The organism is Phenylobacterium sp. (genome assembly GCF_030681155.1).
In the GTDB taxonomy this organism is placed as follows: domain Bacteria; phylum Pseudomonadota; class Alphaproteobacteria; order Caulobacterales; family Caulobacteraceae; genus Phenylobacterium.
In genome coordinates, this window is sequence record NZ_JAUXXE010000045.1 from 17,110 (window position 1) to 39,539 (window position 22,430).

Below are 22,430 nucleotides of genomic sequence, written 5' to 3' on the forward strand. Positions count from 1 at the left end.
AACATACGCAGCGCCGTTGGTCGGTCAAGCGCGTTGATGCGCCCGGGGTCAGAGGGATGGTCGTGTCGGCCAAGCGGATGCCAAGAGAGCAGCGGCGGCTGCAATTACTGGAGACCGCCTCGGCTATTGTGCGGTCGCACGGCACCGACGCCCTGACCCTCGCCTATCTGGCTGAGCAGGCCGGGGTCACCAAACCCATCACCTACGAGCACTTCGGCACGCGGGCCGGTCTGCTGATCGCGCTCTATCGTCACTATGACGATCGACAGGTGCAGGCTGCGAAGCTCGCCCTGGAAGTGAGCGCCACGACGCTGGACGGCGCGGTCGCGATCCTCAGCGCGGCCTATGTCGATTGCGTGCTGTCGGCCGGTCCTGAATTTGGAGCCATCGCTGCGGCCCTGTCGGCGACAGAGGAAATGGACGAGTTCCGCCAGACACTGCGCGACGGATATGTCGAGCTCTACCGCCAGGCCCTGTCGAGGTTCGTCGATCTGTCAGGCCCCGAGGCCCGCGCGGTGTTGCTTGGCGTGATCGGCGCGGCCGACGCCTTGTCCCAGGCGGCGGCCGCCGGCCGCCTGTCCCGGGCTGAAGCCACCGAGGGCCTGTCACGGATCATGACAGGCGCCCTTTCGGCCTAGGCTGGCCGAGCGGTCAGCCGCCAGGCCGTCCAGACGCCCAGCATCGCCACCGGCAGGATCGAGATGAACACCCAAAGGCCCGCAGCCTTGGCGGTCGCCTCCGACAGGCCTTCCGAGAAGCCGACAAGGTTGGCGACCGCACCGGCCGCCGCCGCGCCGACGGCCGCGCCAGTCAGCCTGACCGTGGTCATGGCCGCCGCCCCAATGGCTCGCTCTTCCAGGGGCAGGGCCGCCAGGATGCGCTGGCTCATGAAGGCCCATGACAGGCCAAAGCCGCCGCCCAGGAACAGCCCCGCCACGATCACGCCCCCGACCGAACCCGAGGGGAAGACCAGGGCGCTGAACAGCACCCCCAAGGTCGCCACCACCGCGCCCAGACGGATCATCCGCACCGGCCATGCGCCGGTCAGGTGAGCGACAATCAGGCCAAGCACAGTCCAAGCCGCGGCCTCGCCCGCGATCACATAGCCGGCGGCCAGGGCGGAGAAGCCGGCCAAGGTCTGCAGGATCGCTGGACCATAGATGGAGAACCCCATCGAGGCCGTAGTGAGCAGGAACATGGTCGCCAATCCCGCCCCGGCTATGGTCTTCAGGCTGCCGGAGCCCTTGGGCAGCAACCGGACGCTGGAACGGCCGTCGACCCAGATCATGGCGGCCAACAGGGCGATCCCGAGCCCGATCAGCGCCGCCGAGCGTGCGAAGTCATGGGCCATGTCTGCCAGACCGATGGCCGAGACGCCGGCCGCGATCAGCGCCAGTTGGGGCCAGGCGACCCGGCTGTCGGCCTCGTTTTGGTCGCCGCGCGGCAACATGACGAATGCCGCCCAAGCCACGCCCAGGGCCTGGATTGCAAACAGCCAGAACACCCCGCGCCAAGCACCAAGGTCCGCGAAGATCCCGCCGATCATCGGGCCGAGCAGACTGGCGACACCCCAGACGGCGGTGATCGCGGCATAGACCCGGGGCAACAGGCGGTCGGGGAACAGCAGGCCGATGGCGACCGAGCAGAAGCCGACGACCCAGCCGCCGCCCATGCCTTGCAATAGCCGGCCGACCAGGAAGCTCCAGATGTCGGGACCGGCGGCGCTGAGCGCGCAGCCCACCGCGTAGAGCAGGGCCGCGGCGGCGGTCGCCCGGCGCAGGCCAAAGCGAAGTGCAAGCAAGCCCGAGCTGGCGCCCGCCACCACCGAGCCCAGCAAGAACCCGGCCGTCGCCCAGCCGAAGTAGGCGTAGCCGCCTAGATCCGCGCCCACGCTTGGCATGATGGTGGCGGTCACCAGGGAGTCGGCGGCGCTGATCCAGACGCCCAGGCAGATCAGGATAAACCGGGGCAGCCGGCCATCGGCCATGACGTCGCCCCAACTTCCGTCCGCCTTAGTCGTGACCGCCATTTGACAAACTCCCGATTTGCATATTTCGAGCTAGACCCTGCCCGTCGATTTTGCAATCATTCGTTTGTCAAATGCGCAGCCCATCAGACCAGATCCTCCTGCTCCTGAAGAGTAAGGGCCCGTTTCAGACGAAGGGACTGGCCGAGGCTCTTGGTGTCTCCCGTCAGGCCGCACGCCTGCAAATGGAAAAGCTCGCCGATGAGGGGCTGGTCGAGCACGTCACTGAGCGGATGGGCGTCGGACGGCCGCGCCGGTCCTGGTCGCTGAGCCAAAAAGGGCATGAGCGTTTTCCCGACACCCATGCTCAGATGACCGTCGAGCTGATCGAAGGCGTCCGCGCCGAGTTCGGCGAGGCGGGTATGGACCGACTGATCAAGCGCCGCGAGCAAGCCATTGAGATCGGCTATCGCAACGCAATGGCCGGCGCGACGACCCTCGAACAACGACTGGAACGCCTGGCGCAGATCCGCGCCGCCGAAGGCTACATGGCCGAATGGAGCCACGGCGAAGACGGCGCCTACCTGCTGATCGAGAACCACTGTCCGATCTGCGCCGCCGCCGCGGCCTGTCAGGGGTTTTGCCGATCTGAGCTGGCCCTTTTCCAGACCGTGCTAGCCCCGGCCCAGGTGAAGCGGGTCGAGTACATCCTCGCCGACGCCAGGCGCTGCGCCTATCTGGTGACGCCCTAGCCCCGCGCGGAAAAGCAACCTGGACGGCTTGATTGTAATGCCCACAAACTAGGCAGGCTGGAAATGGCGCTCTTCTTCCAGACCAGCGGACGCCACGTGGTGAAGCTCACAAAATCGCGGGGCTGGCTTTTCGTCTCCGTTCCGACGTCCAAAGCTGCTAGGAGGCGAAAAAGGACAGGGAGAACAGCCAACTGATGGCCATGCCCAGCGTCGCTATTCGAGGACAACGCAGCCTGCTTCGGCAGATTCGCGAGGCGCTTGCTTCCGGCGGGCCCGCGCAAACGCGGCTGGACACTGTCGTGCGGATCATCGCCCGCTCGATGGTCGCCGAGGTCTGCTCCCTCTATATGCGACGCGAGCGCGGCGACATGGAGTTGTTCGCCACCGAGGGCCTGGATCCCGGCGCCGTCCACGTGACCCGCATGAAGCCGGGCGAAGGCCTGGTCGGCGAGATCATGCGCCTGGGCCGGCCACTGAACCTGTCCGACGCCCCGAACCACCCGGCCTTTTCCTACCGCCCGGAAACCGGCGAAGATCCGTTCCACGCCTTCATGGGCGTGCCGCTGCTGCGCGGCGGCCGGGCCATTGGCGTGCTGGTCGTCCAGAACCGCACCGAGCGGGGCTATACGGACGACGAGGTCGAAGACCTGCAGATCGTCGCCATGGTGCTGGCCGAGATGGTCGCCGGCAGCGAGCTGGAAGGCGAACTGAAGGGCGTCGAGATCGCGCCCCACCGCCCCGAACGGCTGATCGGCTCCAAGTTCGCTGACGGTCTGGCTCTTGGCGTTGCAGTCCTGCACGAACCTCCGGTCGCCCCCTCGCAACTGCTCGCCGAGGACGTGGTCGCCGAGGAAGAGAAGCTGAAGACCGCGATCGCCGGCCTTCAGGCCCAGATCGACACCATGCTGGAAGGCCAGCACGGCCTGGTCGAAGCATCCTACGAGGTGCTCGAAACCTACCGTATGTTCGCCCACGACCGGGGCTGGAACCGCTCGCTGGAAGACGCCGTGCGCAATGGTCTCACCGCAGAGGCGGCGGTCGAGCGCGTGCGATCCGAACACCGCGCGCGGCTGGGCCAGGCGCGCGACCCCTATCTGCGTGAACGGCTGCACGACTTCGAGGATCTGGCCGACCGGTTGCTGCGCCACCTGTCGGGCGACGGCCATGCGCCCCGCGAGTTGCCGCAGGACGCTATCCTCATCGCCCGCAACCTCGGCCCCGCCGACCTGCTGGAATATGATCGCACCAAGCTGCGCGGACTGTTGCTTGAGGAAGGCTCCTCGGCCAGCCATGCCGCGATTGTGGCCCGCGCCCTCGACATCCCTTGCGTAGGGCGGCTGACCGGCCTGCGTGACAGGGTGTCGGAAGGCGATCCGGTCATCGTCGACGCCGAAACCGGCGAGGCCTATCTGCGGCCGCGCCCCGACGTGGTGAAGGCCCTTCAGGCGCGGTTGGAAGTCCGCCTCCAACGCCGCGCCGAGTTCGCCAAGCTGCGCGATACGCCCGCCTTCACGCGCGACGGCGCCAAGATCACACTGCTCATGAACGCGGGCCTCGACGTCGACCTGGACATCCTGGAGGAGACCGGCGCCGAGGGCATCGGCCTGTTCCGTACCGAGTTCCAGTTCATGGTCGCCGAGGAGATGCCGCGCTTCAACGCCCAGGCCGCGCTCTACGGCCGGGTCATGGACGCCGCCGGCGACCGCGCCGTAACCTTCCGCACCCTCGATCTCGGCGGCGACAAGGTGCTTCCCTACATGGAGGCCGAGCGCGAAGAGAACCCGGCCCTTGGATGGCGCGCCATCCGCATGGGATTGGATCGCCCGGCCCTGCTGCGCCTGCAATTGCGCGCCCTGATCGCCGCCGCTCGAGGCCGGCCACTGCGCATCATGTTCCCGCTGGTGGCCAGCGTGGACGAGTTCCGCGCCGCCCGCGCCCTGGTCGATCACGAGGTCGCCTGGGCCCAGCGCCGCGGCCGCCCGGCCCCTTCGCGCCTGGATGTCGGTGCGATGATCGAGGCGCCCTCGCTGATTTGGCACCTGGACGCCCTGCTGCCGATGACCGACTTCGTCAGCGTCGGCACCAACGACCTGATGCAGTATCTGTTCGCCGCCGACCGGGGAAACCCACGTGTGGCCGACCGCTACGACTTCCTGTCGCCTCCGGCCCTGCGGGCGCTGGAGACCATCCAGAAGGCCTGCGAGGAAACCGGCACGCCGGTCTCAGTCTGCGGCGAGATGGCCGGCCGGCCGCTCGAAGCGTTCGTGCTGGTGGCGCTGGGCTTCGACCGGCTGTCCATGCCGCCGGCGGGTATCGGCCCGGTCAAGCAGATGGTGCTGTCCTGCGATCGGGAAGCCGCGCGGCGCGGCGTGCAAACCCTGATCCGGGGGTCAGCGGGGACTATTCGCAACGAGATCGAGACCCTCGCGCGTAAATTGTATTTGGCCATCTAGAATTCGCGACGCGAAAGTTAGCGAACACCGGTCCGCGTCTGAATAGCGCATTGAATCCCAATGCCTACGATGATACCCACAACGTAATATTAGGGTTTAGACAGTAATGTCGACGGCGCGTAATTTCGCCTTAAAATCGCAACTCTAGCAAGGGGCGCTAGGTAGCCATGCCGCTCGATACTGGCGGGGTTACAGGTCTGCATTTACAGATGGACGGTGATCGCGACGCGAACCGTCACGAGTCCTTGACGCCTACCTTGGACACTGGCCCCGATGTTGGCGCGGCTCTGAAAGCCGCCCGCGAATTCCGCGGCCTGAACCTGCAAGATCTCGCCGACACCACGCGAATCCGTCGTAGCTACCTCGCCGCGATCGAGGAAATGCGACTCGACGAGCTGCCCTCACGCCCGTTCACGGTCGGCTATGTGCGCGCCTACGCCAACGCGTTGGGCCTGGACGGTGAAGCCGCCGTCGATCGTTTCCGCCGCGAAGAGCCGCTCACCGACAACGCCCTGCGCGCGCCGATCGGGGTGAGCGAGACCAAGGACCCACGCCTGACGTTGATCGTCGGCGCCGGCATGCTGGTGCTCGCCGCCATCATTCTTTGGAACATCGCCCAGCGCGCAATGAGCCAGGACGCCCCGCCGCCGCATCGGGCGCCGGAATCAGCCATGGCGGGCGCCAAGCTGGGCGCCGCCGCAGGGCCGGTGTCGCTCGGCGCGCCGCTGCCTGCCCCGGTCGAGTCGACCACCCCGATCCCCTATGAAACGCCGGGCCTGGCCGAGGCGACCGCCGCGGGCGGTTCGTCCGACGCGGTGATCGCCGCACGCAAGGCGTCCGCCGCCAACCCGACCGCCCCGGAAGCCGCAATTCCCGCTCGCCCCTTGCCGCCCACCTTCACGCCTAAGGGCGCGGTCTATGGCGCTCAGCCGGGAACCTCCACCGTGACGGTCCAGGCCCTGAAGGGAGCTTCGCTTATCGTGCGCGGCGGCGGCGGCGTGGTCTATTTCGCCCGGCAGCTCGCGGCCGGCGAGGCCTACCGGGTGCCGAACCTGGCCGGCCTGACCATCGACACCACCGACGCGACCGCATTCCAGGTGTTTGTCGACGGCCAATCCAAGGGCCTGCTGCCCTCGCCCACTATCTCGCCCTCGAAACTGACGGGCGGCTAGCGACCGTATCGGGCGCCCCTCCGCAGACCCAATTCAGCGCCTGATCGGGCCTCTGCGCGCGCGATGTGCATCAGTTCGTCGCGCAACGGACATTCCCTATAGGTAACAAGGGTGGTTCGCGAAGCGGCCGTCATCGTGATATTCGCACGGTCGCCGCGTCTCGGCGGTCATGCGAAAGCTTGTTCAGCGTTAGGAATGTCACAGATGAGTAAGGTGCTTGTTATCGGCGCCGGCGGCGTCGGTTCGGTCGCCGTCCACAAGATGGCGATGTGCAAGGAAGTCTTCTCGCACATCACACTGGCGAGCCGCCGGATACACAAATGCGAAGCCGTGGCAGCTTCCGTCAAACAAAGAACCGGCGTGACCATTGGGACGGCCGAGCTCGACGCTGACGATGTGAGCGCGACCGTGGCGCTGATCCGGGCCGTGCAGCCGGCGCTGGTGGTCAACCTGGCCCTACCTTACCAGGACCTGGCCATCATGGACGCCTGCCTTGAGGCGGGCGTAAACTATCTCGACACCGCCAACTATGAGCCGCGGGACGAGGCCAAGTTCGAATATAGCTGGCAGTGGGCCTATCAGGACCGCTTCAAGGACGCCGGCCTGATGGCCCTGCTCGGCTGCGGGTTCGACCCTGGCGTGACATCGGTGTTCACCACCTACACCCACAAGCATTTGCTGGACCGGATCGACACGCTCGACATCCTGGACTGCAACGGCGGCGATCACGGACACCCGTTCGCCACCAACTTCAATCCCGAGATCAACATCCGCGAAGTGACCGCGCCGTCGCGCCACTGGGAGAACGGGCAATGGATTGAGGGGCCGGCCCTAGCCCAGAAGCAGACGTTCGACTTCGATCAGGTCGGACCGCGCAACATGTACCTGATGTACCACGAGGAACTTGAGTCCCTCGCCAAGTTCTACCCGGAGATCAAGCGCATCCGCTTCTGGATGACGTTCGGCGACGCCTACCTGAAGCACCTGGAAGTGCTGCAGAACGTCGGCATGACCCGCATCGATCCGGTGATGTTCGAAGGCCGCGAGATCATCCCGCTGCAGTTCCTGAAAGCGCTGCTGCCCGAGCCGTCCTCGCTTGGCCCGACGACACGCGGCAAGACCAATATCGGCACCATCGCCACCGGCGAGAAAGACGGCCAGCAGAAGACGTTTTACGTCAACAATGTCTGCGACCACGAGGCCGCCTACGCCGAAACCGGAAGCCAGGCCGTGAGCTACACGACTGGCGTCCCGGCCATGATCGGCGCGGCGCTGATGCTGACCGGCCAGTGGAAGGGCGAGGGCGTCTTCAACATGGAGCAGCTGGATCCCGATCCGTTCATGGACATGCTGAATCGGCACGGGCTGCCCTGGCAGGTCAAGGAACTGCCTTCTCCCCTCGCATTCTGATTGATCTGAGACACATGGAAACAAAGGCGGCCGGGCCCGGCGCATTTGCACGTTTCGACCTGAGCCGCGTGCCATCCCCCTGTTTCGTCGTCGACGAGGCGGCGGTTCGGCGCAATCTGGCCGTCCTGAAGGATGTCGGCGAACGGGGCGGCGCCAAGGTGCTGCTGGCGCTTAAGGCGTTCTCCATGTGGTCGCTGGCCGACGTCGTGGGCGAATATCTCGACGGGGTCTGCGCGTCCGGTCTGTGGGAGGCGCGGCTGGCGCGTGAGCACTATTCCGGCGAGCTGACGACCTACTCCCCCGCCTACAAACGCGAAGACCTGCCCGAGATCCTGGCCCTGTCCGACACGGTGATCTTCAATTCGCCGGACCAGTTGGCGCGCTTCAAGGGTGAGATCGCCACCGCGCGCCAACAGGGCCAGGTGTTCGAGATCGGCCTGCGTCTGAACCCAGAGCACAGCGAGTCGGAGGTCGAAAAGTACGATCCCTGCCAGCGTGGCTCACGGCTCGGCTTCCCGGTCTCGCAGCTTCGTCCCGAACACCTCGAAGGGGTCGATGGCCTGCACATCCACGCCCTGTGCGAGCAGGACTTCGAGCCGCTGCGCCGCGTCTGGGAGGCGGTGGAGTCCAAGCTGGAGGGCGCGCTGACCCAACTGAAGTGGCTGAACCTCGGCGGCGGGCACCATGTCACCCGCGCCGACTACCAGCGTGAGGATCTGATCGCCTTCCTACGCCAGATCGGCGAGCGCCACGGGGTCGAGGTCTATCTCGAACCCGGCGAGGCGATCGCGCTCGACGCGGGCATACTGGTCGGCGAAATCCTCGATACCTTCGACAATTCTGTGCCCGTCGCAGTCACCGACATCTCGGCCACTTGCCACATGCCGGACGTCATCGAGGCGCCCTATCGGCCCGCGATGCTGGACGAGCGCGAGGAGGGCGTGAGGATCCGGCTTGGCGGGCCCTCCTGCCTGGCCGGCGACATCATCGGCGACTACGTCTTCGCCGAGCGGCCCGCGCCCGGAACCCGCATCGCGTTCCTGGACCAGGCGCACTACTCGATGGTCAAGACCAACACCTTCAACGGCGTGCCGCTGCCGGCGATCGCACTGTGGAACAGCGACACAGACTCCCTGAAGCTGATCCGGGAGTTCGACTATCGCGACTTCCGCGACAGACTGTCCTGACCAGGATCTTTTTCACCCTCTACACGCCACGCGCCATTGACTAGGAACCGCTGGCGACTGATCAGCGAAAGCCGCGGCGGCGCAGGCGCGCCCCGCAGAATAAAGGTACCCAGTTCTTGCGCACGCAAATCGTCCATCCCGGCGCGGACAACCTACGCTACGAAATTCGCCAGATCGTGGAGGTGGCTCGCGCCACCGAGGCGACCGGCGCAGCGATCCGCTGGGAGAATATCGGCGACCCGGTCGCCAAGGGCGAGCGCGTGCCCGACTGGATCAAGCAGATGGTGATCCAGGCGGCGGGCGAAGACCTTAGCTTCGCCTATTCGCCGACCAAGGGCCTGGAAGAGGCGCGCAACTACATCGCCAACGAGCGCAATCTCGAAGGCGGCATCCAGATCACGGCCGACGACATCCTGTTCTTCAATGGGCTGGGCGACGCGATCTCGACCATCTATGGCGCCCTGCATCCCAAGGCGCGGGTGATCGGCCCCAACCCAGCCTATCCGACCCATTCGTCGGCCGAAGCCGCGCACGCCGGCGCGCCGCACATCACCTATCGCCTGGATCCTGAAAACGGCTGGAAGCCCGACCTGGCCGATCTTGAGGCCAAGGTGATCGGCAACCCCGACATCGCCGCGATCATCATCATCAATCCGGACAACCCGACGGGCTTCGTCTACCCGGAGGAAACGCTCGCGGCGATCGTCGACATCGCCGCGCGCCACGGCCTGTTCGTCATCTCCGACGAGATCTATTCGAACCTAGCCTATGCCGACAGCGGCATGCGCAAGCTGGCTTCGGTCATCGGCAAGGTGCCGGCCATCGCCATGCGCGGCATCTCCAAGGAATTCCCGTGGCCCGGCGCCCGCTGCGGCTGGATCGAGATTTATAACCGCGACCAGGACCAGAGCTTCGACCGCTTCGCCAAGTCGCTGCTGGAAGCCAAGATGCTGGAGGTCTGCGCCACCACCCTTCCGCAGAAGGTGCTGCCGCGGGTCATGGGCGATCCGCGCTACTATCCTTATCTCGAGACCCGGGTCTCGGCCTACGACCAACGCGCCCGGCGCTCGGTCGAGGTGCTGGGCAGCCTGCCGGAGCTGATTATTCATCCGGCCCGCGGTGCCTTCTATATGACCGCGGTGTTCCGGGCCGGAGCCCTGACGCCAAGCCAAAGTCTGCCTATGGCGCCGAAGGTCGAGGCCATCATCGCCCCGCACCTGGGCGAGGCGCTCGACGCGCGGTTCGTCTATCACCTGCTCGGCAATACCGGGATCTGCGTGGTGCCGCTGTCCACAGGCTTCAACTCCGACCTTGAAGGCTTCCGCTTCACTCTGCTGGAGCCCGACGACGCCAAGTTCGAGGCCATTCTGCAGGACCTCCGCACCGCCCTGGTCGCCTATCTGGCCAGCGGCGCGCAGCGTGAACCGGCCAAGGCCCAACTGGCTGTCGCCGGCTAGGGCCGGCTATCCGGCAGCCAGCCCTGGGCGCGTAATTCGCCGATCCGGGCGCGCGAGATCGGCGCCTCCAGTCCGCCCGACAGTTGCAGGCGAAGATTGCGGCCGTCCTCGACAACACCCTCGACCGCGCGCCGGGCGACCCACCATGACCGGTGCGTCTGCAAGCCCTCGAGGTCGGTCATGCCGGCGATCGCCTGGCCCAGGGACATGAGCACCAGAGCCGAGCCGCGCGGCGTGTGGACCCGCACATAGTGGTCCTCCATCCGCAGGCACAGGACTTCGCGCCCCAGGGCCGGCGGCAGGCGGTCGCGTGGATCGGCGGAGTCGGGCGCCGGCGCCTCAGGCTGACCAGCCAGCACTCGCCAGAAGATCAGCCCATTGGCCAGGGCGCTGATCGCCAGAAACTGGCCATACCACTCCACCGCGCCGATACGTCCGACGCCAGGCCAGACCGCCTGCGCCAGCAGCCGGCCGACAAGCGCCGCCGGGATCGCCAAGACCACCACCGCAGCCGGCAACCAGGCCCACCATGGCCAGCGCCGCCGGACCGCAGATCTAGCCACGACAGGGAGCGCCACCCCAAACAGCAGCCAGCCGGCCCAAAGGCTGGCTGTCCAATAGAGCACCCGCACCCCAAGGCCGCCGCCCTGATAGCTTCCGAACGGCCCGATTACGCCCAGCACGACACCCAGCGCGGTCGACAGGACAAACCCGGTCGCCAGCGAGGTCCGCCACGTTCCTAGCCATGCGTCAGAAGCCATGCGCCACCCTAGCGGTCAGCCTCGCGCGCTGCACCCCCGTTCGCCGCACCGCGCGCCCGTTCGCCCATTGGCGAAACACCGCTGGCGGAGCCTGCAACGGCCGGCGCACGACGCTCGACACCTTCCCCATTCGGAGCCCGCCTATGATCGCCGCCCTCGCCTTTGCTATTGCCCTCGCCGCAGCGCCGACCGCGCCGGACGTAGTGTTCCAAAAGCTCGCCGCCCCTGACGGCGCGCAATTGCCCATCGAGGTCGGCGTCTGGCGGCCCACCGACACCGCCCCAGGTCAGAACCGCCGCCTGATCGTCATGTCCCACGGCACGGGCGGCGACTTTCGCGGGCATGAGGACACCGCGCGCGCCCTGGCCCAGGCCGGGTTCGTCGTCGCCAGCCTGACTCACACGGGCGACAACTGGCGCGACCACAGCCGCGCCGCCGACGTCGCAGAACGCCCGCGCCAGCTGCATGTCCTGGTCGACTACATGCTGAAGGACTGGGACGGCCACGCCGCCCTGGACCCTGGCCGGGTCGGCGCCTTCGGCTTCTCGTCGGGCGGGTTCACGGTGCTGGCGGCGGCGGGCGGCGAGCCGGACCTGTCGCGCATGACCGAGCACTGCCGCGATCATCCAGGCTTCTATGACTGCCGCCTGGTCTCCGCCGGTTTCCAACCGCCCAGCCTGCCGTCCCGCTGGGTTCATGACCCCCGCATCAAGGCGGTGGTCGCCGCGGCGCCGGCCCTGGGTTTCACCTTTGATCGCGAAGGATTGGCCAGCGTGCGCCAGCCGGTCCAGCTATGGCGCGCCGGCCATGACCAGATCCTGCCCAGCCCCTTCTATGCCGAAGCCGTCCGCGGGGCTCTTCCGCGGCCGCCGGAGTATCACGTCGTCGAGGGAGCCCGGCACTTCGACTTCCTGGCCCCCTGCGGCGAGCGGCTGGCTGCGGCGGCTCCGGAAATCTGCGCGCCCACCCCTGGCTTCGACCGCGCCGCCTTCCACGAGACCTTCAACCGGGAGGTCGTGCGTTTCTTCAAGAACAAGCTTTGAGGAACATCTAGCCGCGCCGCCGCCAAGAGCGGGCCGGGGGCGCGGTTGTATTGCCCCGGCCGCGCGGCGAAGCTGGAGGCCAAGTCAGTTGAGAGAGTAGAATCATGAGCGCAGGCGAAGACGGAATCGATCGGGAGCTGGCCAACGCAGCCCAGGTGGCTTCCCCCTCCTACCGCCTGGCGTCGCTGGACGAGGACTTCCTGCTCGGCGACTCGATGCGCGGCGTGCGCTTCCTGCTGGAGTTCGCCAAGGCGGACGAGGCGCTGCGGGCCTGGGGCGTGCGCTCAACCATTGTGGTGTTCGGCAGCGCCCGGGTCGGCGAGAACGGCAACGGCAATCACCCCAGCTGGTACGCCGCCGCCCGCGAATTTGGGCGCATCGCCTCCGAACGCGGCGGGGCGATCCTGTCGAGCGGCAAGCCGCGGGACAATGTGATCGCCACGGGCGGCGGCCCTGGCATCATGGAGGCGGCCAACAGGGGCGCGTCAGACGCCGGCGCCCCGTCCATCGGCTTCAACATCACCCTGCCGCACGAACAGTTTCCCAACCCGTACTCGACGCCGGAGCTGACCTTCCGCTTCCACTATTTCGGAATGCGAAAGATGCACCTAGCCATGCGCGCCAACGCCCTGGTCGTATTCCCGGGCGGATTCGGCACGCTGGACGAACTGTTCGAGATCCTAACCCTGCGCCAGACCGGCAAGTCGCCGCCGATCCCGGTGGTCCTGTTCGATGAGACCTACTGGCGCTCGGTGATCAATTTCGACGCCATGGTCGCCGAGGGCATGGTCGCGGCCGACGACCTCAATCTCTTCAAGTTCGCCGAGAACGCCGAGGCGGTCTGGCAGTCCCTGCTCGATTGCGGGCTGGAACCGGGTAAGGACATCAGCTGATCCACACGCCGGCCTCGCGTTTTGCCGCGCGAGGCCCTATTTTCCCAGGCCATGACCGTGCAAGACCACACCCACGTCCGTCCCTGGCGCGCCATCGACCGGCGCGTCTCGCGTAAGATCCGCGTCGGCAATGTGGAGGTCGGCGGCGACGCCCCGATCACGGTGCAGTCGATGACCAACACGCTGACGGCGGACGCCGCGGCGACCATAGACCAGATCCGTCAACTCGAAGAGGCCGGCGCCGACATCGTGCGGGTGTCGTGCCCCGATGAGGATTCAACGGCGGCGTTCAAGACCATCGCCCGGGAGTCCAAGGTCCCGCTCGTTGCGGACATCCACTTCCACTACAAGCGCGGCATCGAGGCGGCCAAGGCCGGCGCAGCCTGCCTGAGGATCAATCCGGGCAATATCGGCCGGGCCGACCGCGTGCGCGAAGTCATCCAGGCGGCTCGCGATCACGGCTGCTCGATGCGCATCGGCGTCAACGCCGGCAGCCTGGAGCCGCACCTGCTGGAGAAGTACGGCGAGCCCTGCCCCGCCGCCATGGTCGAGAGCGCGCTCGACCACGCCCGTATCCTGCAAGACAACGACTTCCACGAGTTCAAGATTAGCGTGAAGGCCTCCGACGTCTTCATGACCGTCGCGGCCTATCAGCAACTGGCCGAGGCGATCGATTGCCCGCTGCATGTCGGCGTCACCGAAGCCGGCGCCCTGCGCAACGGCACGGTGAAGTCCGCCATCGGAATGGGTTCGCTGCTGTGGGCCGGGATCGGCGACACGATCCGGGTCAGCTTGGCGGCCGATCCGGTGGAGGAAATCAAGGTCGGCTTCGACATCCTGAAGTCGCTGGGCCTGCGCCACCGCGGCGTGAACATCATCGCCTGCCCGTCCTGCGCGCGGCAGGGCTTCATCGTCATCCAGACGGTGGAACTCCTGGAACAGCGGCTGGCGCACATCTCCCAGCCGATGAGCCTTTCGATCATCGGCTGCGTGGTGAACGGTCCGGGCGAGGCCCTGATGACGGACATCGGCTTCACCGGCGGCGGCAAGGGCGCGGGCATGATCTATGTGGCCGGCAAGCCCGACCACAAGATGGACAACGGCCAGATGGTCGATCACATCGTCGAACTCGTGGAGGCCAGGGCCGCCGAGCTTGCCAAAGCCCAGGACGACACCCTTCAGGCGGCGGAATAATTCTCGCGTCGCGCGAATTTGGTTTCACCAACTGTTACGGTTAAGGGCGCTAACTAGGCCTCGATAGTGTTTCCGAGGTGCTTGTCGTGACCACCGTAACCCCCATTCCCACAGACAATCGCCGAGCGATTGTACGCATCGTCGCCCATGAGATGGTGCGTATCTCCACCGCCATGGCCCCCGTCCACGGCGACGACGTTATCGAATATCTCATCTTCACCGCCATCTGGGTGCTGAACAGCCAGCACCTGATCGGCGACGATCGATACGCCCCGTTGAAGAATATTCCCCCGGACACGCAACGCCGGCCGGTCTCCATCGACGAACTGCGCCGCACGACGCCGATGCCCGATCACATCCTGACGTCCTATGTCGAAAAGATGATCGCGAACGGCGTCGTTGAGCGAACCCCGGGCGGTCTGGTGGTTCCTTCTGCTGTCTTCACCCAACCTGGAATGGTGAGCGGCGCGAACGATCTCTACGCGCGGGTGGTGGGCATGGTGGCTGCAATGCGGAACGCTGGCTTCAGCTTCGGCGACGCCTGAATCGTCCCCGCACTTCAGGAGCCGTCGTGAGTCTTCCATCCAGCCAGGCCGTGGACAATCGACGCGCGGTCCTACGCGTCACGACGCTGGAGATCCTGAAGGCGCTGCGGTCGCTGGCCCAGTTGCACGACGGCGACCTGTTCGCCCTGCTGGTCTTCACCAGCATCTGGAGCGCGAACGGCGAGCACCTGATCGGCGACGAACGCTATTCCGGCCTTCGCGACATCGGCCCCGACAGCACCAGCAAGCCCGTGACCGACGATCAGTTGCAGCGGTCGCTGGGGGTGCCGCGCGACATGCTGGATCGGTATGTGGAGATGTTCATCCATATGGGCCTGGTCGAACGCATTTCGGGAGGCCTTGTCGTTCCGGGCGCGGTCTTCACCTCGGCCGAGATGATGAGCGGCGCCAACGAGGCCTATGATCGGATCGTCGGCTTGATCAGCGCTCTACGCGGGGTCGGTTTCTCTCTGGGAGAGAACATCTCCTAAGGCCCGGGGCTGCCCGCAATTTCGAATTCGCACTTTGTCAAAGATGACTCCCCCGTCACCTCTTGCGTCGCGTTCGCAGCCTTGGTTAGGTGCTGATCCAAAACCAGGGAGAAACACCATGTCCGCTGACGGCAACTGGAAGATCACGATTCAATCGCCGATGGGCGCTCAAGAGGTCGAAGCCTCGATCAAGACGAGCGGCGACACCTTCACCGGCACGACGAGCGGCCGGATGGGCGAGCAGACCATCGAGGGCAAGGTCGATGGCGACACCCTGACCTGGTCGAGCTCGATCAGCCAGCCCATGCCGATGACCTTGGAATTCACGGCCACCGTGGCCGGCGACGCCCTGACCGGCAATGTCAAGCTGGGTGCCTTCGGCAACGCCCCGCTTTCGGGCGTGCGCGTCTAAGACGTTTCCGCGCAAGCGGTTCAGGAAGGGCCCCCTCACGCGTGGAGGGGGCCCTTTTCGTTGGGCGTTTGGCATTGGCGCTCCAGACCGCTAGAGAAGCGTCCCCACATTCACCCGTGACTGGATACCCGCTTGCGTCTTCCCCAGGCCAGATTGGATCAGGTCCTCGACCGCTTCCGCGAGATCGAGGCGCGCATGGGCGCGGCCACCGAAGGCGCCGAGATCGTGCGGTTGTCCAAGGAGCACGCCGAGTTGAAGCCAGTGGCCGACGCCGTCATGGCTGTCGCCCGCGCGCGTGAAGAACTGCCCGAGCTTGAAGAGATGGCCAAGGCCGGCGATCCAGAGATGGCGTCGCTGGCGCAGGATGAACTCCAGGCGCTGAACGACCGGCTGCCGGGGCTGGAGCACGAGGTCGCCCTGCTGCTGGCGCCGAAGGACCGCGACGAGAACGCCTCGGCGATCCTGGAAGTACGCGCCGGGACCGGCGGCGACGAGGCGGCGTTGTTCGCCGGCGACCTGTTCCGCATGTACCAACGCTACGCCCAAAACCATGGCTGGCGCGTGGAGATCGACTCAATCTCCGAGGGCGAGGTCGGCGGCTACAAGGAAATCATCGCCTCGATCACCGGCGACGGCGTGTTTGGCCGACTGAAGTTCGAGAGCGGCGTTCACCGCGTCCAGCGCGTGCCCGAAACCGAGGCCGGCGGCCGCATCCACACCTCAGCCGCCACGGTGGCCGTGCTGCCCGAGGTCGAGAACGTCGAGATCGAGATCCGCGACGCGGACCTGCGTATCGACACCTACCGCTCGTCCGGCGCCGGCGGCCAGCACGTCAACAAGACCGACTCAGCCGTCCGCATCACCCACCTTCCGACCGGAATCGTGGTGACTTCATCGGAAAAGTCGCAGCACCAGAACCGCGCCCGCGCCCTGAAGGTCCTGCAGGCTAGGCTCTACGACCAACAGCGCGAGGCCCTCGACACCGCCCGCGCCGACGCTCGCAAGAGCCAGGTCGGTTCAGGCGACCGTTCAGAGCGCATCCGCACCTACAATTTCCCGCAAGGCCGGGTTACTGACCACCGCATCAACCTGACCCTCTACAACCTGACCAAGGTGATTGAGGGCGAGGCCCTGGACGACGTGATCAATCCGCTGATCGCCGAGGATCAGGCCGCGCGTCTGGCGGCGCTGGAAGACGAGTTCAACTAACGGCGCAAGATCCCGCGGACCCGCTGGACCTGACGGCGACCATCGTCGATCGCCTGATCCTTGAACTTGCCGATGTGGAAAGCGCGGCCGACATTGTCGGCCATGACCGCCCCACGCGCGCCCAGCGGCAGTTCCGGACCGGTGGTCGAATCGCGCGCGGTCTGATGTTCGATCTCGGCGTTCAGCTCCGCGCCAAGCAGCACGACCATCACCGAGAACCAGATCCACATCATAAAGCCGATCACCGCCCCCAGCGCGCCATAGGTGACGTCGAAATGGGCGATGTTATTGATGTACCAGGAGAAGATCAGCGACCCGCCTAGCCACAGGCACGCGGCGAAAGTTCCGCCAATGGTTACCCATCGCCATCGCGGCGAGGCCCGGCAGGGCGCGAACCGGTAGATGAACGAGAAGGCGGCCGCCGCCATGGCCACCAGGATCATCCAACGTAGCGGGACCCAAATGACGGCGAGTTCGTAAAGTCCGACACGCGCGAGCGCCACTGGGGCGGCGACCAGAATCGCGGTCATCACAACCAGGAACACCAGGGCCGCGAAGGTGAAGCCGTAGGTCAGGGCCGTGCGCTTGACGAAGGTGCGTTTGTCGCGCTCTCCATAGGCGATGTTGAGGCCGTCGAAGAGCGCCTTCATGCCGGCGTTCGCCGTCCAAAGCGACAACAGCAGGCTTACCAGGAAGGCGACAGAAAGGGAGGCCTGCGGGCGGCTCGCCAGCAACAGCATCTGGTCGCCGATGATATTCACGACCTCGCTCGGGATGACCTTCGACATCTCGTACATCTGGGCGTGCATGGCCTCGAAGTCGGCGAATATGCCGTAGAGCGAGACGAACACCCCGATGGCCGGGAACAGGGCCAGCAAACTGTAGAACGTGACCCCGCCCGCCACTGCCGGCAGCCGATCGCGCTCGATCTCCTTGAAGGTTCGCCAGAGTATGTCTCGCCAGCCGCGCAAGGGTATGTGGTAGGGCGACCCCGCCAGCCGCCCCCGGCCGGGTTCGGCGGCTTCAAAGACCTCTGGTGTGGCCTGCGGCTCCAGGTCGAGATCGGACCGCGGCGCGGCGCGCAGGCTACGACGCCAAAGGGTGGTGACAACGGCCAGCCCCACCCACGGCGCGGCCCTGCTAGCGAGCGAGGCGAGCGTTTTTACCGAAACTGATGGCCGCTTCACGCTTCGGACCTCACGCCAGAGCTGCAACAACACCCAAGACCGGCGCGCGTTCCGCCCCGATCCAATCGCGGCGGTCGCCAAGACGCAAGGGCTCGCCGCACGGGTGGTCAAATCATATGCTGCTTGTCCCGCCGCCAGACTTGCAGGTACCAGGGCCCATGACCGGTCACATCGCAGCGCTCTATCGCCACCCCGTGAAGGGCTTCACCCCCGAACGGCTGAGCCATGCCGAATTGACCGCCGGGGGTCCCTTCCCGTGCGACCGATTGTACGCCGTGGAGAACGGCCCTTCCGGTTTCGATCCCTGTGCGCCGGGATTTATTCCCAAGCAGAAGTTCACGGTCCTGGCCGCCATCCCGGAGGTCGCCAAGGCCCGTACGGCTTATGACGAGGCCAGCGCGACGCTGACCGCGACCGCCCCGGGTCAGCCCGCTTCTCCGGATCGCTGTCTCAAGATTCCGGCCGCGCGGCCTTCGCGACCTGGCTGGCCACATTGCTGGGCGAGGAGGCGACCGGTCCGCTGCAGGTCATTTCCGCCGACGGTCACCGGTTCATGGACCACCCGCTCGGTCACGTCTCGATCCTCAACCTGGCCAGCATCCGCGACCTTGAGGCCAAGATGGGCCGGCCGGTCGATCCGCTGCGTTTCCGCGGCAATGTGCTGGTCGAGGGTTGGCCTGCCTGGATCGAGAACGAATGGGCCGGACGCGACCTGATGGTCGGCTTCGCCCGCGCCAAGGTGTACAAGCCGATCGTCCGTTGCGCGGCCACCCACGTCGATCCTGTCACCGCCGAGCGCGACATGGATGTCGTCAAGGCGCTGTTCGACAATTACGGCCACATGAACCTGGGCATCTATGTCCACGTCACCGACGGGGGACAGATCGCCGTTGGCGACGCCTGCACGCAGCCGACGATGGAGCCCGCTCAATGAGCCTGACCCTGTTGCAAGCTTGGCAATCGGCCAAGGCCCGTCTGGAGACCGCCGGGCTCGCCGGACCAGTCATCGACGCCCGCCTGTTGGTCGAGGCCGCCGCCGAGGCGACCCGGGCCGACATCGTCACCGATCCCTACCGCACCCTGACGCCTGAGCAGGAAGAGCGCCTGGCCGACTATCTGGCCCGCCGCGAACGCCGCCAGCCGGTCAGCCATATTCTCGGCCGCAAGGGGTTCTGGAAGATCATGCTGTCGGTCACGCCCGATGTGCTGACGCCGCGCCCCGACACCGAAGTGATCGTCGACTACGTTCTGAAGAAGTTCCCCGACGAAACGGCCCCCTTCCATATCCTGGACCTGGGCGTCGGCTCCGGCGCTATCGTGCTGTCGATCCTGGCTGAACGGCCCAGGGCCAAGGGCTTGGCGACCGACATCTCCGACGAAGCCCTGGCTGTCGCGCGCGAGAACGCCGCCAATCTGGGGCTCGCCAATCAGATCGCCTTCGCCCGCGGCAATTGGACCGAGGGCTTGGCCGACGCCAGCTTCGACGTCGTGGTCTCCAACCCGCCCTACATCGCCAGCGAGGTCATAGAGACCCTCGAGCCCGAGGTGAAAGACCACGAACCGCGCGTGGCGCTGGACGGCGGCGCTGACGGCCTGGACGCCTATCGGCACCTGGCTCCGGAGATCCTGCGCGTGTTGAAGCCGGGCGGGCTCTTCGCCGTAGAGATCGGCTATGACCAGAAGGATGCGGTCGAGGCCCTGTTCAACGAGGTCGGCGCTGGCGACGTATGGACCATCAAGGACTTGTCGACCAACGACCGCGTTGTGGTCGGCGTGAAAAACCCCTTGGAAACCGGCTCCTGAATCGCTAAGTCTTCATCCTGTCTCCACCCAATTCGCCGGTGCTAGAGGTTGAGGCCGCCCTGTAAAGCAGGATGGCCAGCCGGCCCGGCAGGCGCGCAGGCCTAGCGTGTCTCGCGCCTCAAGGTCCGGGCGGACGACGGGGAACACTTACGTCTTCAACATGGACTGACGGGCGATTTGCCCGACCAAGGCGAGAGGATAGACCGCGCGCTTACCGGCGAGACCGAAGCGGCGGCGGACACAAAGAATGAGAGATTTCAAGGGTATGAAGCGCCAGCGCGGCCGCAATCGTGGCGGCGGCGGTGGCGGCAAGCCGCAGCAGCAAAACGCGAACCGGTCGTTCGATTCGAACGGTCCCGACGGCGTTAAGGTGCGCGGCAACGCCCAGCACGTTTTCGAAAAGTATCAGCAGCTCGCCCGCGACGCGTCGTCGGCTGGCGACCGGGTGCTCGCCGAGGGCTACCTGCAGCACGCCGAGCACTATTTCCGCGTCGTGCGCGCCATGCAGCCGACCAAACCCGCCGCCGAGATCATCGGCCGCGAGAACCTCAGCGGGTTCGAGATCGACTTCGAGGACGAGAGCGGCGCCCAGGCGGCCGCCGTCGCCGAGGCCGAAGCGTCGGGCGAGGCCTATAACTCAGATAGCAACAACAACGAGGGCGAGGGCCAGCAGCCGCGCGCCGAGCGTTGGCGTGACGATCGTCCACGTGACGACCGCCCGCGCGAAGACCGTCAGGGCGGCCAGCGCGACGACCGCCCCCGCAATGATCGTAACGATCGCTTCGAGGGCCGCAGCCGCGACCGTTGGCGCGACCGCGACGAGCGTCCGCGCGATGGTCAACAAAACCAGCAAGGTCAACAAGGCCAGCGCGACGCCCGTGACGATCGTCCCCGTGAAGATCGTCAACGCGACGACCGTCCGCGCGATGATCGTCCTCGTGACGAACGGCCTCGTGATGATCGTCCTCGTGACGAACGTCCGCGCGAGGACCGCCCACGCGAAGATCGCCAGCGCGACGACCGTCCGCGGACTGAGCGTGAAGATCGCCCGCGTGGCGAACGCTATGAAAACCGCCGCGACCGCGAGGACCGCCCCGAGCGCGACCCGTTGGCCGTGGTGGAGCCGAAGGCCTCGCCTCTGGTCCCCAGCGAAGAACGCGCCTCCCCGGTTCTGCGCGACGAAGATGGCGGCGAAAGCCATGCGCCCGCCTTCCTGAAAGCGCCGCGTGCGCCCCGCGCCCCCAAGGCCGAGGTCGCTCCCGCCGCCGAGGGTGAAGAAAAGCCCAAGGCCCGTCGTCGCCGCGCCCCGCGCAGCTTCGAGGGCGGCGAAGGCGCTCCGCCGAACGAGACCGAGGAAGCCTAGGCTTCAGATCCAAGGCTGGACAACATTCAATCCCTCCCCACCCGGGGAGGGATTTTTTGTGCCTTGAGATTGCGCTTGCCGGGCAATCACAGGTTGAGGGTCAGGGTTATTGCCGATTGATGCGCCTGGCCGTCGCCTCTCTGATGGGCTGCCCAAGCCTCAGCAAGGAGCCCCCAGGTGTCCCTGATCGTAAATGCCGACAATTTCGTCCGCGCCGAAACCGACAACTATTTGGTGGGCTTCGCCAAGAACGGCGCGCTCGGCAAGTTCGTACATGTGAGGGAACCGGCTTCGATTGATAAGCAGGACATCGTCCGGCTCAATCGCGACACCCTCTATAGCCAGGCGCTCTTCGACCTCGATGCGGGCGACGTGACAATCACCCTGCCAGATGCAGGCGTGCGCTACATGGCACTGCAGATCATCGACCAAGACCACTACACCCACGGCGTAGAGCACGCGCCAGCCAAGCACGTGCTGACCAAGGCAAGCATCGGCACACGCTACGTCGCTGCGCTCATTCGCACGCTGGCAGATCCCGCCGACGCAGCCGACCTTGATGAAGTCCGCCGGCTGCAGGACGCCGTGACGGCCAGCCAAGCCGGCGTTGGGGCGGTTGAGCTGCCCGCCTGGGATCAGGCGAGCCTGGCCCGAACCCGAGACGCGCTGAAGGTGCTCGCCTCGGGCCTGTCGAGCTTTGAGCATGCGTTCGGGTCGCGCGAGGAGGTCGATCCGCTTCGCCGACTGATCGGCGCGGCGGCGGGTTGGGGCGGCAATCCCGACTCCGAGGCGATGTACATTGGCGATACGCCGGATAAAAACGACGGCAAGACGGTCTATCGGCTCACGGTCAAGGATGTGCCGGTCGACGGCTTCTGGTCGATCAGCGTCTACAACGCCGCCGGCTATTTCGAACCGAACAGCCGAAACGCCTATACGATCAACAGCATCACGGCCAAGAAGAGCGCCGACGGCTCGATCGCCATACAGTTCGGCGGATGCGACGATCAAACGCCGAACTGCGTGCCAACGCCCCCAGGATGGAACTACCTGGTGCGGCTGTATCGTCCGAGGGCGGAAGTGCGCGAGCACCGGTGGAGCTTCCCCAAGGCCGAACCCGTCGCAAGCTAGC

Annotated in this window: 20 protein-coding genes and 1 pseudogene; 18 read left to right on the top strand and 3 right to left on the bottom strand. The window is 66.1% G+C overall.

Annotated features, from left to right (window positions below; translation table 11 throughout):
* The first annotated feature begins 77 nt into the window (after nucleotides 1-77).
* Nucleotides 78-638, top strand: a complete 561-nt coding sequence (locus tag Q8M13_RS11770; protein ID WP_305300136.1) for a TetR/AcrR family transcriptional regulator — start codon at nucleotides 78-80, stop codon at nucleotides 636-638.
* Here the strand turns inward: Q8M13_RS11770 and Q8M13_RS11775 are convergent.
* Entirely contained in the window at nucleotides 635-2,029 is a 1,395-nt protein-coding gene (locus Q8M13_RS11775; protein ID WP_305300137.1) for an MFS transporter, read from the bottom strand. The genes Q8M13_RS11770 and Q8M13_RS11775 overlap by 4 nt on opposite strands.
* 71 nt (nucleotides 2,030-2,100) lie before the next feature.
* On the opposite strand from Q8M13_RS11775, the gene Q8M13_RS11780 reads away from it, so the two are divergent.
* The 6 genes from Q8M13_RS11780 (at nucleotide 2,101) to Q8M13_RS11805 (ending at nucleotide 10,397) form a co-directional block, all read left to right on the top strand.
* Complete coding sequence (locus tag Q8M13_RS11780) at nucleotides 2,101-2,718, top strand: metalloregulator ArsR/SmtB family transcription factor (protein WP_305300138.1); 618 nt, start codon at nucleotides 2,101-2,103, stop codon at nucleotides 2,716-2,718.
* 194 nt (nucleotides 2,719-2,912) lie between these two features.
* Complete coding sequence (gene ptsP, locus Q8M13_RS11785) at nucleotides 2,913-5,171, top strand: phosphoenolpyruvate--protein phosphotransferase (protein WP_305300139.1); 2,259 nt, start codon at nucleotides 2,913-2,915, stop codon at nucleotides 5,169-5,171.
* Between the two features lie 167 nt (nucleotides 5,172-5,338).
* Nucleotides 5,339-6,343 carry a RodZ family helix-turn-helix domain-containing protein gene (locus tag Q8M13_RS11790; protein WP_305300140.1) on the top strand — a complete coding sequence of 335 codons (1,005 nt, stop codon included), beginning with the start codon at nucleotides 5,339-5,341 and terminating at the stop codon, nucleotides 6,341-6,343.
* 204 nt (nucleotides 6,344-6,547) lie between these two features.
* Nucleotides 6,548-7,753, top strand: a complete 1,206-nt coding sequence (locus Q8M13_RS11795; RefSeq protein WP_305300141.1) for a saccharopine dehydrogenase family protein — start codon at nucleotides 6,548-6,550, stop codon at nucleotides 7,751-7,753.
* 14 nt (nucleotides 7,754-7,767) lie between these two features.
* Nucleotides 7,768-8,940: a carboxynorspermidine decarboxylase gene (locus Q8M13_RS11800; RefSeq protein WP_305300142.1), complete on the top strand. Its 1,173-nt coding sequence runs from the start codon at nucleotides 7,768-7,770 to the stop codon at nucleotides 8,938-8,940.
* A gap of 116 nt (nucleotides 8,941-9,056) precedes the next feature.
* Nucleotides 9,057-10,397 carry a pyridoxal phosphate-dependent aminotransferase gene (locus tag Q8M13_RS11805; protein WP_305300143.1) on the top strand — a complete coding sequence of 447 codons (1,341 nt, stop codon included), beginning with the start codon at nucleotides 9,057-9,059 and terminating at the stop codon, nucleotides 10,395-10,397.
* On the opposite strand, the gene Q8M13_RS11810 is transcribed toward Q8M13_RS11805, so the two are convergent.
* Nucleotides 10,394-11,158: a LytTR family DNA-binding domain-containing protein gene (locus Q8M13_RS11810; protein ID WP_305300144.1), complete on the bottom strand. Its 765-nt coding sequence runs from the start codon at nucleotides 11,156-11,158 to the stop codon at nucleotides 10,394-10,396. The genes Q8M13_RS11805 and Q8M13_RS11810 overlap by 4 nt on opposite strands.
* On the opposite strand from Q8M13_RS11810, the gene Q8M13_RS11815 reads away from it, so the two are divergent.
* The 7 genes from Q8M13_RS11815 to prfA all read left to right on the top strand — a co-directional run bounded on the left by Q8M13_RS11815 (nucleotide 11,143) and on the right by prfA (nucleotide 16,945).
* Nucleotides 11,143-12,201: a dienelactone hydrolase gene (locus tag Q8M13_RS11815; protein ID WP_305300145.1), complete on the top strand. Its 1,059-nt coding sequence runs from the start codon at nucleotides 11,143-11,145 to the stop codon at nucleotides 12,199-12,201. The genes Q8M13_RS11810 and Q8M13_RS11815 overlap by 16 nt on opposite strands.
* A gap of 104 nt (nucleotides 12,202-12,305) precedes the next feature.
* Complete coding sequence (locus tag Q8M13_RS11820; protein ID WP_305300146.1) at nucleotides 12,306-13,094, top strand: TIGR00730 family Rossman fold protein; 789 nt, start codon at nucleotides 12,306-12,308, stop codon at nucleotides 13,092-13,094.
* 51 nt (nucleotides 13,095-13,145) lie between these two features.
* Nucleotides 13,146-14,288, top strand: coding sequence for a flavodoxin-dependent (E)-4-hydroxy-3-methylbut-2-enyl-diphosphate synthase (gene ispG / locus Q8M13_RS11825; protein ID WP_305300147.1), 1,143 nt, complete (start codon nucleotides 13,146-13,148; stop codon nucleotides 14,286-14,288).
* A gap of 86 nt (nucleotides 14,289-14,374) precedes the next feature.
* Nucleotides 14,375-14,833: a hypothetical protein gene (locus Q8M13_RS11830; protein WP_305300148.1), complete on the top strand. Its 459-nt coding sequence runs from the start codon at nucleotides 14,375-14,377 to the stop codon at nucleotides 14,831-14,833.
* A gap of 26 nt (nucleotides 14,834-14,859) precedes the next feature.
* Complete coding sequence (locus Q8M13_RS11835; protein ID WP_305300149.1) at nucleotides 14,860-15,324, top strand: hypothetical protein; 465 nt, start codon at nucleotides 14,860-14,862, stop codon at nucleotides 15,322-15,324.
* 118 nt (nucleotides 15,325-15,442) lie between these two features.
* Nucleotides 15,443-15,736 (top strand): hypothetical protein, encoded by a 294-nt coding sequence (locus Q8M13_RS11840; protein WP_305300150.1) that lies wholly within the window; start codon nucleotides 15,443-15,445, stop codon nucleotides 15,734-15,736.
* 132 nt (nucleotides 15,737-15,868) lie between these two features.
* Nucleotides 15,869-16,945 carry a peptide chain release factor 1 gene (gene prfA, locus Q8M13_RS11845; protein WP_305300151.1) on the top strand — a complete coding sequence of 359 codons (1,077 nt, stop codon included), beginning with the start codon at nucleotides 15,869-15,871 and terminating at the stop codon, nucleotides 16,943-16,945.
* On the opposite strand, the gene Q8M13_RS11850 is transcribed toward prfA, so the two are convergent.
* Nucleotides 16,942-18,069, bottom strand: coding sequence for a YihY/virulence factor BrkB family protein (locus Q8M13_RS11850; protein ID WP_305300152.1), 1,128 nt, complete (start codon nucleotides 18,067-18,069; stop codon nucleotides 16,942-16,944). The genes prfA and Q8M13_RS11850 overlap by 4 nt on opposite strands.
* 221 nt (nucleotides 18,070-18,290) lie before the next feature.
* Between Q8M13_RS11850 and Q8M13_RS11855 the strand changes: the two are divergent.
* The 4 genes and pseudogenes from Q8M13_RS11855 (at nucleotide 18,291) to Q8M13_RS11870 (ending at nucleotide 22,429) form a co-directional block, all read left to right on the top strand.
* A pseudogene (locus Q8M13_RS11855) lies at nucleotides 18,291-19,066 on the top strand (MOSC domain-containing protein).
* Complete coding sequence (prmC, locus tag Q8M13_RS11860; protein WP_305300153.1) at nucleotides 19,063-19,935, top strand: peptide chain release factor N(5)-glutamine methyltransferase; 873 nt, start codon at nucleotides 19,063-19,065, stop codon at nucleotides 19,933-19,935. The pseudogene Q8M13_RS11855 and the gene prmC overlap by 4 nt, the downstream one beginning before the upstream one ends.
* A gap of 247 nt (nucleotides 19,936-20,182) precedes the next feature.
* Entirely contained in the window at nucleotides 20,183-21,298 is a 1,116-nt protein-coding gene (locus Q8M13_RS11865) for a DUF4167 domain-containing protein (protein ID WP_305300154.1), read from the top strand.
* 177 nt (nucleotides 21,299-21,475) lie between these two features.
* On the top strand, nucleotides 21,476-22,429 hold the full coding sequence (locus Q8M13_RS11870; protein WP_305300155.1) for a DUF1214 domain-containing protein: 954 nt from the start codon (nucleotides 21,476-21,478) through the stop codon (nucleotides 22,427-22,429).
* The last annotated feature ends 1 nt before the right edge of the window (nucleotide 22,430 follow it).

Coding starts and splice junctions, on each gene's coding strand:
- Q8M13_RS11865 (WP_305300154.1), top strand. CDS start 20,183: ATGAGAGATTTCAAGGGTATGAAGCGCCAGCGCGGCCGCAATCGTGGC.
- Q8M13_RS11820 (WP_305300146.1), top strand. CDS start 12,306: ATGAGCGCAGGCGAAGACGGAATCGATCGGGAGCTGGCCAACGCAGCC.
- Q8M13_RS11790 (WP_305300140.1), top strand. CDS start 5,339: ATGCCGCTCGATACTGGCGGGGTTACAGGTCTGCATTTACAGATGGAC.
- ispG (WP_305300147.1), top strand. CDS start 13,146: ATGACCGTGCAAGACCACACCCACGTCCGTCCCTGGCGCGCCATCGAC.
- prmC (WP_305300153.1), top strand. CDS start 19,063: ATGAGCCTGACCCTGTTGCAAGCTTGGCAATCGGCCAAGGCCCGTCTG.
- Q8M13_RS11815 (WP_305300145.1), top strand. CDS start 11,143: ATGCGTCAGAAGCCATGCGCCACCCTAGCGGTCAGCCTCGCGCGCTGC.
- Q8M13_RS11840 (WP_305300150.1), top strand. CDS start 15,443: ATGTCCGCTGACGGCAACTGGAAGATCACGATTCAATCGCCGATGGGC.
- ptsP (WP_305300139.1), top strand. CDS start 2,913: ATGGCCATGCCCAGCGTCGCTATTCGAGGACAACGCAGCCTGCTTCGG.
- Q8M13_RS11795 (WP_305300141.1), top strand. CDS start 6,548: ATGAGTAAGGTGCTTGTTATCGGCGCCGGCGGCGTCGGTTCGGTCGCC.
- Q8M13_RS11775 (WP_305300137.1), bottom strand. CDS start 2,029: ATGGCGGTCACGACTAAGGCGGACGGAAGTTGGGGCGACGTCATGGCC.
- Q8M13_RS11810 (WP_305300144.1), bottom strand. CDS start 11,158: ATGGCTTCTGACGCATGGCTAGGAACGTGGCGGACCTCGCTGGCGACC.
- Q8M13_RS11780 (WP_305300138.1), top strand. CDS start 2,101: ATGCGCAGCCCATCAGACCAGATCCTCCTGCTCCTGAAGAGTAAGGGC.
- Q8M13_RS11800 (WP_305300142.1), top strand. CDS start 7,768: ATGGAAACAAAGGCGGCCGGGCCCGGCGCATTTGCACGTTTCGACCTG.
- Q8M13_RS11770 (WP_305300136.1), top strand. CDS start 78: ATGCCAAGAGAGCAGCGGCGGCTGCAATTACTGGAGACCGCCTCGGCT.